This window comes from Janthinobacterium sp. PAMC25594 (assembly GCF_019443505.1).
Lineage (GTDB): Bacteria > Pseudomonadota > Gammaproteobacteria > Burkholderiales > Burkholderiaceae_D > Janthinobacterium.
In genome coordinates this window covers 4,420,653-4,433,264 of record NZ_CP080377.1, presented here as the reverse complement: position 1 = coordinate 4,433,264, position 12,612 = coordinate 4,420,653, and the positions used below count along the sequence as shown (strand labels likewise).

Annotated in this window: 13 protein-coding genes; 7 read left to right on the top strand and 6 right to left on the bottom strand. The window is 63.5% G+C overall.

The annotated features are described in order from the left end of the window. Window positions 1-7 precede the first annotated feature (7 nt). The 4 genes from murU (at window position 8) to KY494_RS19820 (ending at window position 4,279) form a co-directional block, all read left to right on the top strand. A complete protein-coding gene (murU, locus tag KY494_RS19835) occupies window positions 8-736 on the top strand; it encodes an N-acetylmuramate alpha-1-phosphate uridylyltransferase MurU (protein ID WP_219887948.1) in 729 nt (242 codons plus the stop codon). Continuing rightward, complete coding sequence (locus KY494_RS19830) at window positions 733-2,058, top strand: aminopeptidase P N-terminal domain-containing protein (RefSeq protein WP_219887947.1); 1,326 nt, start codon at window positions 733-735, stop codon at window positions 2,056-2,058. The genes murU and KY494_RS19830 overlap by 4 nt, the downstream gene beginning before the upstream one ends. 9 nt (window positions 2,059-2,067) lie before the next feature. Next, window positions 2,068-3,210, top strand: coding sequence for an FAD-dependent monooxygenase (locus KY494_RS19825; protein WP_219887946.1), 1,143 nt, complete (start codon window positions 2,068-2,070; stop codon window positions 3,208-3,210). A gap of 115 nt (window positions 3,211-3,325) precedes the next feature. Further along, window positions 3,326-4,279 carry a sensor domain-containing diguanylate cyclase gene (locus tag KY494_RS19820; protein WP_219887945.1) on the top strand — a complete coding sequence of 318 codons (954 nt, stop codon included), beginning with the start codon at window positions 3,326-3,328 and terminating at the stop codon, window positions 4,277-4,279. Window positions 4,280-4,324: 45 nt separating this feature from the next. Here KY494_RS19820 and KY494_RS19815 read toward each other — a convergent pair whose 3' ends face one another. From KY494_RS19815 to KY494_RS19805, 3 genes are read right to left on the bottom strand one after another with little or no spacing between them, the layout of a single operon-like run. After that, window positions 4,325-5,779 carry an NAD(P)(+) transhydrogenase (Re/Si-specific) subunit beta gene (locus tag KY494_RS19815; protein ID WP_219132916.1) on the bottom strand — a complete coding sequence of 485 codons (1,455 nt, stop codon included), beginning with the start codon at window positions 5,777-5,779 and terminating at the stop codon, window positions 4,325-4,327. A gap of 8 nt (window positions 5,780-5,787) precedes the next feature. Further along, on the bottom strand, window positions 5,788-6,102 hold the full coding sequence (locus KY494_RS19810) for an NAD(P) transhydrogenase subunit alpha (RefSeq protein ID WP_071321726.1): 315 nt from the start codon (window positions 6,100-6,102) through the stop codon (window positions 5,788-5,790). A 24-nt stretch (window positions 6,103-6,126) separates the two neighbouring features. Beyond that, entirely contained in the window at window positions 6,127-7,239 is a 1,113-nt protein-coding gene (locus tag KY494_RS19805) for a Re/Si-specific NAD(P)(+) transhydrogenase subunit alpha (protein WP_219887944.1), read from the bottom strand. A gap of 411 nt (window positions 7,240-7,650) precedes the next feature. Between KY494_RS19805 and KY494_RS19800 the strand changes: the two genes are divergently transcribed. Beyond that, on the top strand, window positions 7,651-8,130 hold the full coding sequence (locus KY494_RS19800) for an NUDIX hydrolase (RefSeq protein WP_010401817.1): 480 nt from the start codon (window positions 7,651-7,653) through the stop codon (window positions 8,128-8,130). 31 nt (window positions 8,131-8,161) lie between these two features. Beyond that, window positions 8,162-9,283 (top strand): tRNA 2-thiouridine(34) synthase MnmA, encoded by a 1,122-nt coding sequence (gene mnmA, locus KY494_RS19795; protein ID WP_219132453.1) that lies wholly within the window; start codon window positions 8,162-8,164, stop codon window positions 9,281-9,283. Here mnmA and KY494_RS19790 read toward each other — a convergent pair. The 3 genes from KY494_RS19790 to KY494_RS19780 all read right to left on the bottom strand — a co-directional run bounded on the left by KY494_RS19790 (window position 9,280) and on the right by KY494_RS19780 (window position 11,392). Beyond that, window positions 9,280-9,690: a response regulator gene (locus tag KY494_RS19790; RefSeq protein ID WP_096238706.1), complete on the bottom strand. Its 411-nt coding sequence runs from the start codon at window positions 9,688-9,690 to the stop codon at window positions 9,280-9,282. The two genes, mnmA and KY494_RS19790, sit on opposite strands and share 4 nt — an antisense overlap. Before the next feature lie 40 nt (window positions 9,691-9,730). Further along, the gene (locus KY494_RS19785; RefSeq protein ID WP_116745749.1) at window positions 9,731-10,504 is read right to left on the bottom strand and encodes a 5'-3' exonuclease; all 774 of its coding nucleotides are present in this window, start codon (window positions 10,502-10,504) and stop codon (window positions 9,731-9,733) included. 216 nt (window positions 10,505-10,720) lie between these two features. Further along, window positions 10,721-11,392, bottom strand: coding sequence for a glutathione S-transferase (locus tag KY494_RS19780; protein WP_219887943.1), 672 nt, complete (start codon window positions 11,390-11,392; stop codon window positions 10,721-10,723). Between the two features lie 166 nt (window positions 11,393-11,558). On the opposite strand from KY494_RS19780, the gene KY494_RS19775 reads away from it, so the two are divergent. After that, on the top strand, window positions 11,559-12,611 hold the full coding sequence (locus tag KY494_RS19775; protein WP_258194340.1) for a YjgN family protein: 1,053 nt from the start codon (window positions 11,559-11,561) through the stop codon (window positions 12,609-12,611). The last annotated feature ends 1 nt before the right edge of the window (window position 12,612 follow it).

Below are 12,612 nucleotides of genomic sequence, written 5' to 3'. Positions count from 1 at the left end.
GTATTCCATGAAAGCCATGATCTTTGCCGCAGGCCGCGGTGAACGGATGCGTCCGCTTACCGATACCTGTCCCAAACCGCTGCTGAAAGTGCGCGGCCGCCCGCTGATCGTCTGGCATGTGCTGAACCTGGTGCGCGCCGGCATCACGGACATCGTCATCAACCATTCCCACCTGGGCCACCAGATCGAGGAAACCCTGGGCGACGGCAGCGCGTACGGCGCGCGCATCGCGTATTCGCCGGAAAGCACGCCGCTGGAAACGGCGGGCGGCATCGCGCAGGCGCGCCACCTGCTGGGCGAGGAACCATTTCTCGCCATTTCCGGCGACATCTATTGCCCCTACTTTGACTTCAAGCAAGTACTCGACGTGCTGGCCGACAAAGATGTGCTGGGCACGCCGTACCCGGCCGACCAGCGCGACATCGCCTGGACTTACCTGGTGCCCAATCCCGACTTCCATCCACAGGGCGACTTCGGCCTGACCTTGTTCGCGATCAACAATACGGACGAGACCAAGTGGACCTTCGCCAATATCGGCGTGTACCGTCCCGAGATGTTCGACGGCATCGCGCCGGGCAGCCACGCCAGGCTGGGCGACCTGCTGCGCAGTTATGCGGACCAGGGCCGCGTGGGCGGCGAAGTCTATCCGGGCGAGTGGACGAATGTGGGTACGCCGCAGCAGCTTGACGCGCTCAATGGCGTCACCGCTACAAGCCCGAAGGCGCCTGCGGCATGATCGCCAATTACGCGGCCCGGCGCGCGGCGCTGCTGGCGCAGATGCTGCCGGGCAGCGTGGCCATCCTCGCCACAGCGCCCGAAGTGCCGCGCAACAGCGATTGCGATTATCCGTACCGCCACGACAGCTATTTTTACTACCTCAGCGGTTTCACGGAACCCGACAGCGCCGTGGCGCTGGTGGCCGCCAGCGCCACGGCGCCCGCGCGCGCCATCCTGTTTTGCCGCGCCAAGAACACGGAGCGCGAAATCTGGGATGGTTTCCGCCATGGCCCCGAGGCGGCGCGCGCCAGCTTCGGTTTCGACAGCGCCTTCCACGTCGAGGAACTCGACGTGGAAATGACGCGCCTGCTGGCCGACTCGCCCGCCATTTACTATGCGCTGGGCGGCAGCCTCGATGCACAAGTCAAGCTCTGGCGGCACAACGTGCGGCAAAAGGCCCGCAGCGGCGTCACGGCGCCCGCCATTGCGCATGACATCAATGACATGCTCGACGCCATGCGCCTGCTGAAAGACCCGCAGGAACAGCAGCTGATGCGCCGCGCGGCCGCCATTTCCAGCGCCGCCCACGTGCGCGCCATGCGCGCCACGCGGCCCGGCATGCACGAATACGCGCTGGAAGCGGAGCTGCTGTACGAATTCCGGCGCAGCGGCGCGCAGTTTCCCGCATATTCCTCCATCGTCGCGGGCGGCGACAACGCCTGCATCCTGCACTACAGCGCCAACAACGCGGTATTAAAAGACGGCGAGCTGGTATTGATCGACGCCGGCTGCGAACTCGATGGCTACGCCTCCGACATCACGCGCACGTATCCTGTCAACGGCCGCTTCAGCGGCCCGCAGCGGGCGCTGTATGAACTGGTGCTGGCCGCGCAGCAGGCAGCGCTGGACATGGTGCGCCCCGGCTTGCCGCACAGCGCCATCCACGAGGCGGCCGTGCAGGTGCTGGCGCAGGGCATGCTGGATTTGAACTTGCTGGACCGGCAAAAAAGCGGCAGCGCGCAGGACGTCGTCGCCGACAAGGCCTATATGCCCTTCTACATGCACGGCACCAGCCACTGGCTGGGCATGGACGTGCACGACGTGGGCGCCTACCGCGACACGGGCGCGCCCGGCAAGCCGTGGCGCACTTTGGCACCGGGCATGGTGCTGACGGTGGAACCGGGCATCTATGTGCGTCCCGGCGCGGGCGTGCCGGAGCAGTTCTGGCATACCGGCATCCGCATCGAAGACGATGTGCTGGTCACGCCGCAAGGCCATGAAGTCTTCAGCACGGCGCCCAAGAGCGTCGCTGAAATCGAACAACTGATGTCACAGGATTAACGCCGCCGCATGCATACACCATCCACTTTCAATCTCGCCATCTGCGGCGCCGGCCCCGTCGGCATGGCGCTGGCCGCCCTGCTGGTGCAGCGGGGCGGCCGCGCCGCCGGCATCGCCCTGCTCGACGCCAAATCCATCGAGCAAGCCAGGCGCGACCCGCGCACCATCGCCCTGTCGCACGGCAGCCGCCAGATACTCGAGGAAGCGGGCGCCTGGCCCGTGGCAGCGACGCCTATCCACCAGATTCACGTCTCACGCCGCGGCCAGTTCGGGCGCAGCCTGATGGACCGCAGCGAGCATGGCGTCGAGGCGCTCGGTTATGTGGCCCGTTACGGCGCCGTCGTCAGCGCGCTGGCCGACGTGTGCGAACGCCTGGGCGTGGCCAGCCTGCGCCCGGCGCTGGTGACGGGCAGCTGCGAAGACGCCGACGGCGTGTCCGTGCAGATCGACCAGGCGGGCGCCGCATCGAGCTTGCGCGCCAGCCTGCTGGTGCAGGCCGAGGGCGGCCTGTTCGGCCAGCAGCCGGAGCGCGCCGTCAGCCGCGACTATGGCCAAAGCGCCATCATCGCCCATGTGCGCACGAGTGCCCCCATCGCTCACCGCGCGTTTGAACGCTTCACCGATGAAGGCCCGCTGGCCCTGCTGCCGCAGGACGATGGCTATGCGCTGGTGTGGTGCGTGCCGCCCACGCGCGCCGAACAATTGCTGGCCCTGGACGACGCGGCCTTCCTGACGCGCCTGGGCGCCGCCTTCGGCAGCCGTCTGGGACGCTTTACCCACACGACGGCGCGCCTGGCCTATCCGCTGGGTCTGAACGCGCAGGCGGGCGGCACGGCGCGCACGGTCGCCATCGGCAATGCGGCGCAAACCCTGCACCCGGTGGCAGGGCAAGGCCTGAACCTGGGCTTGCGCGACGCCGCCGTGCTGGCCCGCGTGCTGGCGCAGGACAGCAGCCCGGCCGGCCTGGAACGCTATGCGCAATTGCGCCAGGCCGACCGGGGACTGACCGTGCGCGTCACCGACACCATGGCGCGCATTTTCACGGGCAGCGCCCCTACGCAAGGCTTGCTGGGACTGTCGCTGGGCTTGCTGGACGCATTCCCGCCCGCGCGCAAAAGTCTGGCGGAACTGATGATGTACGGCCGCCGCTGAGTCTTGGCAATAAGCAAAGGGCACGGGCGAAAAAGAAACAGGCGGGCGATCCGGCATGGAGTAAACGGCCTGCGGATGCGACAATGGCTGTCACCTGGCTTTCGGCGACCGTTCCATGACAGATGCATTGCCCGCAGCACCGCCTGCCGCTCTTCCCGAAGTACTTTTTTTCCGCCTGCTGGAAGATGCCCTCGACGCCGTCATCATCATCGACGAACAGTGCCGCATCCGCTATATCAATGGCGCCATGCAGGCGCTGTCGGGCTATGCCAGCGGAGAATTGCTGGGCCAGCCCCTGAACGGCCTGCTGCCCGACGCCGTCGGCGCGCAGCACGACAACCTCGTGATCAACTACATCCGCAGCTCACGCAGCTCCAGCGTGCTGGGCAAGATACGCGAATTCGCCATTCGCCACCGCGACACGCAAATGATCCCCATCGAAATGAAGGCGCTGGACCTGGGCGTGGTCGACGGCACGCGCTATTTCGGCGCTTTTTTGCTCGATGTGCGCGAACGGCGCGAACTGGCGGCAAAAAACGCCAGCCTGCTGGCGCAGCTGGAACAGCAGGCGCTGTACGATGCGCTGACGTCGCTGCCCAACCGGCGCGCCTATGAAGCGCAGGCCGAGCAGGCGATGGCGCGCGCGGCGCGCAGCGGCGCCGCCCTGAGCGTGGGCGTGGCCGACCTCGACCACTTTAAAAAGATCAACGACCGCTACGGCCATGCCGTGGGCGACGCCGTGCTGCGCACGGTGGCGCAGGCGCTGCGCGACACGGGACGCATCACCGACGTGGCGGCGCGCCTCGGTGGCGAGGAATTCGGCCTGCTCTTCCCGGACGCCAGCCTGCAGCAGGCGCACCAGGTGGCCGAACGCATCCGCGCGGCCGTGGCGGCGGCGGCCACCGTGCTGCCCGACGGCGGCTCGTTGCACGTCACCATCAGCATCGGCGTGGCGTCGCTGGTGCAAGGCGCCAGCCTGGACGCGGCCATATCGGATGCCGACAAGGCCCTGTACGCGGCCAAGCATCAGGGTCGCAATAAAGTCGTCGCGGCAGCGACCGGCCAATAAAAACGGCCCGCGCAAGGCGGGCCGTCCGGTCGCTGCAAGCGGCATTTATTCGATGGCTTTCAGCATATCCTCGATCACCTTCTTGGCGTCGCCAAACACCATCATCGTGTTCGGCTGGTAGAACAGTTCATTGTCCAGGCCCGCATAGCCGGAAGCCATCGAGCGCTTGTTGACGATGATGCTCTTGGCCTTGTACGCCTCCAGGATCGGCATGCCGGCGATCGGCGATGTCGGATCTTTCGCCGCCGGGTTGACCACGTCGTTCGCGCCCAGCACCAGCACCACGTCCGTCTGGCCGAATTCGCCATTGATGTCTTCCATCTCGAAGACCTGGTCGTACGGCACTTCCGCCTCGGCCAGCAGCACGTTCATGTGGCCTGGCATGCGCCCTGCCACCGGGTGGATCGCATACTTGACGGTGATGCCCTTGTGCGTGAGCTTTTCCACCAGTTCCTTGAGCGAATGCTGCGCGCGCGCCACGGCCAGGCCGTAGCCGGGCACGATGATGACGGTTTCCGCATTGCTCATGATGAAGGCGGCGTCGTCGGCCGAACCCGATTTCACGGGACGCTGTTCCTGCGCGCCGGCCACGCCTGCCGCCGGCGCAGCGCCGCCGAAGCCACCGAGGATGACGTTGAAGAACGAGCGGTTCATGGCCTTGCACATGATGTACGACAGGATCGCGCCGGAAGAACCGACCAATGACCCCGCGATGATCAGCATCGAGTTATTCAGCGAAAAACCGATGCCGGCCGCGGCCCAGCCCGAGTAACTGTTGAGCATCGACACCACCACCGGCATATCGGCGCCGCCGATGGGAATGATGATCAGCACACCCAGCGCAAAGGCGATGAGGGTCATGATGACGAACGGCGTCCAGGCCGGCTCCACCCCGTCGGCGAAGCAGAACGCCAGGCCCAGGCCGACCATCACCAGCGCCAGCACCAGGTTGAGCATGTGCTGGCCCTTGAAGCTGACCGGTGCGCCCTGGAACAGGCGGAACTTGTATTTGCCCGACAGCTTGCCGAAGGCGATCACCGAGCCGGAGAACGTGATGGCGCCGACAAAGGTGCCGATGAACAGCTCGAAACGGTTACCGATGGGCAGCGCCTCGCCGTGCTTGGCGATATTGAAGGCCCATGGCTCGGACACCGCCGCCACGGCGATGCAGACGGCTGCCAGGCCGATCAGCGAGTGCATGGCCGCGACCAGTTCCGGCATCTTCGTCATTTCCACGGTTTTTGCCAGGTAGGCGCCGATGGCGCCGCCCGTGACGATGCCGATGATGACGAGGGTCAGGCCCATGCCGCCCGTTTGCTGCTCCTTCAGTTTCAGGATCAGCGCCACGGTGGTGACGGCGGCAATCGCCATGCCGCTCATGCCGAAGGCATTGCCGCGGCGCGCCGTCGAGGGCGACGACAGGCCTTTCAAGGCCTGGATGAAGCACACCGAGGCGATCAGGTACATCATCGTCACCAGGTTCATGGTGACGAAGCTCATGGCGTGACTCATTCTTTGGCTCCTTGCTTGGCCTTCGGTTCTTTTTTGCGGAACATCTCGAGCATGCGCTGCGTGACGAGGAAGCCGCCAAACACGTTGACGGCGGCCAGCGCCACGGCCAGGGTGCCGGCCGCCTGCGCCAGCGGGCCATCGGTCAGGCCGGCCGCCAGCATGGCACCGACGATGATGATGGCGGAAATGGCATTGGTAACGGCCATCAGCGGCGTATGCAGCGCTGGCGTGACGGTCCAGACGACGTGGTAGCCGACATAAATGGCCAGCACGAAGATGATCAGGTTGGTGATGGTGTGACTGATTTCCATGATGTTGTTCTCTCCGGCGCCGCGTTATTTTCTGAGGATGTCATTGCCCGCGCAAACCAGGCTGGCCTTGATGATTTCATCCTCGCGGTCGATCAGCAATTGATCGTCCTTGTCGATGATGAGCTTTAAGAAGTCCAGCACGTTGCGCGCATACAGGGCCGAGGCATCGGCCGCCACCAGGGTCGCCAGGTTCGGCTCGCCCACGATGTAGACGCCGTGCTTGATGACCGTCTTGCCCAGTTCTGACAGGGGGCAGTTGCCGCCCTGCTCGACGGCCAGGTCGACGATGACGGAACCGGGCTTCATGGCCTTCACCGTTTCTTCGGAGATCAGCACGGGCGCGGCGCGGCCGGGGATCAGGGCCGTGGTGATGATGATGTCGGCCAGTTTCGCCCGTTCATGCACCAGTTCGGCCTGGCGGCGCATCCAGTCGGCCGGCATGGCGCGCGCATAGCCACCCGAGCCCTTGGCAATCTCTTTTTCTTCCTCGGTGAGGAAAGGCACGTCGAGGAACTTGGCGCCCAGCGACTCGACCTGCTCCTTGACGGGCGGGCGCACGTCGGAGGCCTCGATGACGGCGCCCAGGCGCTTGGCCGTGGCGATCGCCTGCAAGCCCGCCACGCCCACGCCCATGATCAGCACGCGGGCCGCCTTGACGGTGCCGGCCGCCGTCATCAGCATGGGCATGAAGCGCTGGTAGGTATTGGCCGCCACCAGCACCGCCTTGTAGCCGGCGATATTCGCCTGCGAGGACAGCACGTCCATCGACTGCGCGCGCGTGATGCGCGGCACGGCTTCCAGGGCGAAGGCGGACAGGCCGGCCGTGGCCATGGCGGCGATATTGTCGGCGTCAAACGGGTTGAGCATGCCGATCAGCACCGTGCCGCTGGCCATCAAGGCCCGTTCCCCGGCATCGGGGGCGCGCACCTTGAGCACGATGGCGCAGCCATAGGCTTCCTGCGCGGTGCCGATCTGCGCGCCGACGGCGGCATACGCCTCGTCGGGAATCGACGCTTGCAAGCCCGCTCCCGACTGCACGACGATCTGATGCTTGGCTGCCAGCTTCTTGACTGTCTCGGGCGTGGCTGCCACCCGCGTTTCACCAGGCCGTGTTTCGGCCGGTATGCCTATCCTCATGATGCCTCCGCTAATTGATAAACTGACTAGAATCTAACACGGAAAGCAGCGCGTTAAACGTTTGTGAACCAGCAACTTCTAGTTGTACGACACTAATTTCACCAGCATCCCCCAATTCGTTTCACCATGCGGCGCGGCGACCATATTGTGGGAATGTGTGTCAATCTCACCACAGTCGAGCCTGCGTGCGCGCTTGTTTTGACCACAGGGAAAGCCTATATTAGCGGGCGTTTCCTGCCATCTTGCCGACTAAGCCCCCATGCTAGTGCGCTCCCCGGGAAAGACGTAAGTACCTCCCACCGCTATTTGCTAAAACGTTGTCATTTATCAATATGTCCGCGCAACAGAAGGCCGGGTTCAAACCGCGCGCGCAGAACAAGATAAAATGTCGGCTCTTTCAAGGATGGAATCATGCCGAGAATCTGGAAACCCTCTGTCACCGTTGCCGCCATCGTCGAGCGCGACGGCCTGTTTTTACTGATTGAAGAAGAAACCAGCGAAGGCATCAAGCTCAACCAGCCGGCCGGTCATCTCGACCCGTTCGAGTCGCTGGAACAGGCGGTGATCCGCGAAACGCTGGAAGAAGCGGCCTACGATTTCATCCCCACGGCACTGGTCGGCATGTATATGTCGCGCTATCAGTCACTGCGCACGGGCGAGGACGTGACCTATTTGCGTTTCACCTTTTGCGGCACGGCCGGCGCCGAGCATGACCGCCCGCTGGACGAAGGCATCATCCGCACCCTGTGGATGACGCGCGACGAGCTGGCGGCATGCCAGGAGCGCCACCGCAGCCCGCTGGTGCTGCAGTGCGTGGACGAATACCTGGCTGGCCGGCGCGCGCCGCTGGCCCTGCTGCACACGCATGCGTCTGTCTTTAACAGCGCATAGCAATATTATCTAAAGTACACTGGAAAGCAAGATGAGCAAGAAGAAAGTCGTTATCGGCATGTCCGGCGGGGTCGATTCCTCGGTCGCGGCATGGATGCTGAAGGAACAAGGCTATGAAGTCATCGGCCTGTTCATGAAAAACTGGGAAGATGACGACGATTCGGAATACTGCTCCACGCGCCAGGACTGGATCGACGCGGCCAGCGTGGCCGACGTCATCGGCGTCGATATCGAAGCCGTCAATTTCGCCTCCGAATACAAGGACCGCGTATTCGCCGATTTTTTACGCGAATACCAGGCCGGCCGCACGCCGAACCCGGACGTGCTGTGCAACGCTGAAATCAAGTTCAAGGCCTTCCTCGACCACGCCATGACCCTGGGTGCCGACCTGATCGCCACCGGCCACTACGCGCGCGTGCGCCAGGCGCCGACGGACGCTGGACGCTATGAACTGCTCAAAGCCGTCGACGCCAGCAAGGACCAAAGCTACTTCCTGCACCGGCTGAACCAGGCGCAATTGTCGAAAACCCTGTTTCCGCTCGGTGAAATCCCGAAGACGCAAGTGCGCAAGATCGCCGAACAGTTGGCGCTGCCGAACGCGCAAAAGAAGGATTCGACGGGCATCTGTTTTATCGGCGAACGCCCGTTCCGCGAATTTTTGAACCGCTATCTGTCCTACAAGCCTGGCCCGATGAAGACGGCCGACGGCAAGACGGTGGGCGAACACGTGGGCCTGAGTTTTTATACGCTGGGCCAGCGCAAGGGCATCGGCATCGGCGGCGTGAAGTCGTACCAGAACGCGGACGGCAGCAGCGACGCCTGGTATGTGGCGCGCAAGGATATCGCCAACAACACCCTGTGGGTGGTGCAGGGCCATGACCATCCGTGGCTGCTGTCGCCCGCCTTGACGGCCGACCAGGCCAGCTGGGTCGCAGGCAGCGCGCCGCAGGCAGGCGCCTTGAGCGCCAAGACGCGCTACCGCCAGGCCGATGTGGCTTGCCAGCTGCTGCCGGAGGGGAATGAACACTTCAGCCTGGCGTTTGACCAGGCGCAATGGGCCGTCACGCCAGGCCAGTCGGCCGTGCTGTACGACGGCGACGTGTGCCTCGGTGGCGGGATCATCGCCAGCTCAACGGGCCTGGCCGGCGTCTAGGTATTGCCTTGCGCGGCAGCGGCCAAGGCCTGCTGCTGCTTGCGCACCATGGCAATGACCGTATTGCGCACGGTTTTCAGGACCGTGTCGGCCATGAAGGGTTTCACGATGAAGCCCGATACGCCCATGGCGTGCGCCGCCTGCAGCGAAGCGGCGTCGATGCCGCCCGAGACCATGAAAATGAGCGTTTTCGGATACTGGGCGCGGATGGTTTGCACAACATTCGTCCCGTCTTCCACCTGCTCGCGCGCGATGCAGACGAAATGCGGGTGGTGCTTGACCAGCAGCGCCAGTCCCAGCGCGCTGGTATGCGTCTGCCCGCAGACATCGTAGCCGCCATCGGTCAGAACCGAGTTCAGCAGACCGCGCGCCACGGCGCTGCTATCGATCAGGACTGTTTTTAACATCATGATTGCTTTCCTTGCTTGATTGTTCTTGCCTGGCGTTCTACTTTTCCCACGCGAGCTTGTTCCAGGTCACGCCTAAAACTACGTCGGTCTTGAGTTCCACCAACTTTCTTGAAAGATACAGTATTTCCCGCTCTTTTCGCAGGCTTTCGCCCAGCGCACCGGGCAAAATCCCCGCGCCGGCCATCACGGCGTCGATATTGCCGTAACCGCGCAACAGTTTCGCCCCCGTTTTCAGGCCGATCTTCGACACGCCGGGAATACTGTCGGTGACGTCGCCCATCAGCGCCAGCAAGTCGGGCAGCAGTTCCGGCGGCACGCCGAACTTTTTCTCGACCCAGGCGCGGTCATGCCAGATGCCCTTGAAATGGTCCCACACGAGCGCGCCGTGCGCGATCAGGCCATGCAAATCCTTGTCAGTGGTGGCGATGACGGCCGCGCCGCGCCCCTCGTGCAGCCAGCGCATGACGGCCGTGCCGATCACGTCGTCGGCCTCCACTTCGGGAATGCTCACGACATGCATGCCGAAGCTGGCCAGCGTGGCGTAAAAGCCGGGCAAGGCGTCGCGCAGCACCTGCGGCATGGGCTGGCGCCCCTCGCGGTAACCGGCATACAGGGCGTGACGCCAGGTCGGGCCGCCAAAGTCGAAGGCCGGCAGGATGTGCGTCGGCTCGTGGTCGTTGATGAGGGTGCGGAACGACGACAGCGCGTGGCGCAGCGCGATCTCCGCCTTCAGGTCGGAATCGGGTTCAGGACTGGCTTCGTAGACGCGGCGTACGATATTCAAGCCGTCGATAGCGAGGAGTCTGGCCATGCGGTAAGTGGATGCTGGTTGAATCGGGCATTTTACCGTATGGCGCCGGGGATATTCCCAGCATATTCCCCTTGGCAGGATTCACGCGGCCTCACAGCACCGAACAAAACCGTAGCGAGCGGAAGGGAGATGTGGCCGAGAAGCGCAACCGTACTCTAGTACGGTGAGCATCGCAGGCCATATATACCGACGCGCAGTAGGTTTGGTTTGGTGCTCTCATTTGGCGAAATCGTAGGGCCCGCCCCGCTCGAGAGCCCGCTGGTAGGCAGGCCGCGCGTGGATGCGCTGCAGGAACGCCGTCAGCTTCGGCAGGCGCTCGTCGAGTCCGCCGCGCATGGCGGCCGCTTCCAGCGGAAAGCTCATCTGGATGTCGGCCGCCGTGAATTCATTGCCGGCAAACCATTTGGTGTTCTCCAGCTCCGCTTCCATGTAAGCCAGCTGGCTGTTGATATTGGGCAGGATGAAGCTGCTCTTGACCTTGCTGGCGATGCCGCGCGCGATGGGCTTGATGAAAAACGGCATCGGCGACGACTCCACCTTGTCGAACACCAGCTTCATCAGCAGCGGCGGCATGGCCGAGCCTTCCGCGAAGTGCAGCCAGTAAGTCCAGCGCAGCTTCTCCGGCGTGCCCGCCGCCGGGATCAGGCGGCCATTGCCGTAGCGTTCGACCAGGTAGTCGATGATGGCGCCCGATTCGGCGATGGTGTTGGCGCCATCCGTGATCACGGGCGACTTGCCCAAGGGATGCACGGCTTTCAAGGAAGCGGGCGCCAGCATGGTTTTCGGGTCGCGCTGGTAGCGCTTGACCTCATATTCCAGGCCCAGTTCCTCGAGCAGCCAGAGCACGCGCTGCGAGCGTGAATTATTCAGATGGTGGACGACGATCATGGTTTTCCCGTTAGGCGATGGTTGAGTTCCAGTATAGCCGGGACAGGAAAATCGCGGCGTCAGGGGCGCCACACCAAAAGAAATTGCAGAAAACAGTATTTTCAATTGATAACTTTTCAATCTTCCCTTATCTTGTTTTGTTTCCAATAAGTAAGGAAACTCCCCTGTGGATTTCGACACCAACAACACCATGCCCAAGCGCGAAGCCATCACCTTCAGCGCCACCGGCAGCGAATACTTCCGTATCTGGATCGTCAACCTGCTGCTGAGCATCGTCACCCTGGGCATTTATTCCGCCTGGGCCAAAGTGCGCCGCAACCGCTATTTCTATTCCAGCACCCACCTGGCTGGCAGCAGCTTCGAATACCACGGCAATGCCGTGGCCATCCTGAAGGGCCGCATCGCGGCCGTGGTGCTGATCGGCGGCTACAACATCGCCCTGCGGGTCTCGCCCATCGTGGGCCTGCTGATGTTCGTGCTGCTGGCCGCCATCCTGCCCTGGCTGGTATGGAAAAGCCTGCAGTTCAAGCTGTACAACACCAGCTACCGGGGCATCCGCTTCGGTTTCGGCGGCAGCGCCAAGGAAGCCTACAAATACTTCCTGTGGCTGCCCATCCTGAATACCTTCACCCTGGGCTTGATGACGCCATTCCTGCACCAGCGCCTGAAGCGCTTCCAGCACACGCAAAGCCGCTTCGGCACCAGCCAGTTCAGCTTTGATGCTACGGTCGGCAGCTTTTACAAGACGTACCTGCTGTTCTTCGCGCTGCTGCTGGGCGGCCTGCTGGTGCTCATTTTCGTCGTCTTCGGCAGCGTGTTTGCCTCGTTTGCGGCCCATGCCAACGACGCCACCAAGGTCGGCAGCCTGATGTTTGCCATCGGCGCCCTGTATCTGTGGGCCTTCACCGTGCTGCCCCTGTTCCTGACCATGATCCAGAACCTGATCTGGAACCACACGCGCTTGCAGCAGCACCAGTTCCAGTCGCAACTGACCTGGGGCCGCACCACGTTCATCATGCTGACCAACCTGCTGGGCGTCGTCGTCACGCTGGGGCTGTTCGCGCCATTCGCCCACGTGCGCTGGCTGAAGTACCGCCTGGAGGCGACGTCGATGCTGGTACACGGCAGCCTGGACGAGTTTGTCGCCGCCACGGGCCAGCAAGTGTCGGCCACGGGCGAAGGCATGGCCGACCTGCTGGACTTCGACCTGTCGATGTAAG

Coding starts and splice junctions, on each gene's coding strand:
- KY494_RS19820 (WP_219887945.1), top strand. CDS start 3,326: ATGACAGATGCATTGCCCGCAGCACCGCCTGCCGCTCTTCCCGAAGTA.
- KY494_RS19780 (WP_219887943.1), bottom strand. CDS start 11,392: ATGATCGTCGTCCACCATCTGAATAATTCACGCTCGCAGCGCGTGCTC.
- KY494_RS19830 (WP_219887947.1), top strand. CDS start 733: ATGATCGCCAATTACGCGGCCCGGCGCGCGGCGCTGCTGGCGCAGATG.
- KY494_RS19815 (WP_219132916.1), bottom strand. CDS start 5,779: ATGAGCTTCGTCACCATGAACCTGGTGACGATGATGTACCTGATCGCC.
- KY494_RS19810 (WP_071321726.1), bottom strand. CDS start 6,102: ATGGAAATCAGTCACACCATCACCAACCTGATCATCTTCGTGCTGGCC.
- murU (WP_219887948.1), top strand. CDS start 8: ATGAAAGCCATGATCTTTGCCGCAGGCCGCGGTGAACGGATGCGTCCG.
- KY494_RS19785 (WP_116745749.1), bottom strand. CDS start 10,504: ATGGCCAGACTCCTCGCTATCGACGGCTTGAATATCGTACGCCGCGTC.
- KY494_RS19805 (WP_219887944.1), bottom strand. CDS start 7,239: ATGAGGATAGGCATACCGGCCGAAACACGGCCTGGTGAAACGCGGGTG.
- mnmA (WP_219132453.1), top strand. CDS start 8,162: ATGAGCAAGAAGAAAGTCGTTATCGGCATGTCCGGCGGGGTCGATTCC.
- KY494_RS19825 (WP_219887946.1), top strand. CDS start 2,068: ATGCATACACCATCCACTTTCAATCTCGCCATCTGCGGCGCCGGCCCC.
- KY494_RS19790 (WP_096238706.1), bottom strand. CDS start 9,690: ATGTTAAAAACAGTCCTGATCGATAGCAGCGCCGTGGCGCGCGGTCTG.
- KY494_RS19800 (WP_010401817.1), top strand. CDS start 7,651: ATGCCGAGAATCTGGAAACCCTCTGTCACCGTTGCCGCCATCGTCGAG.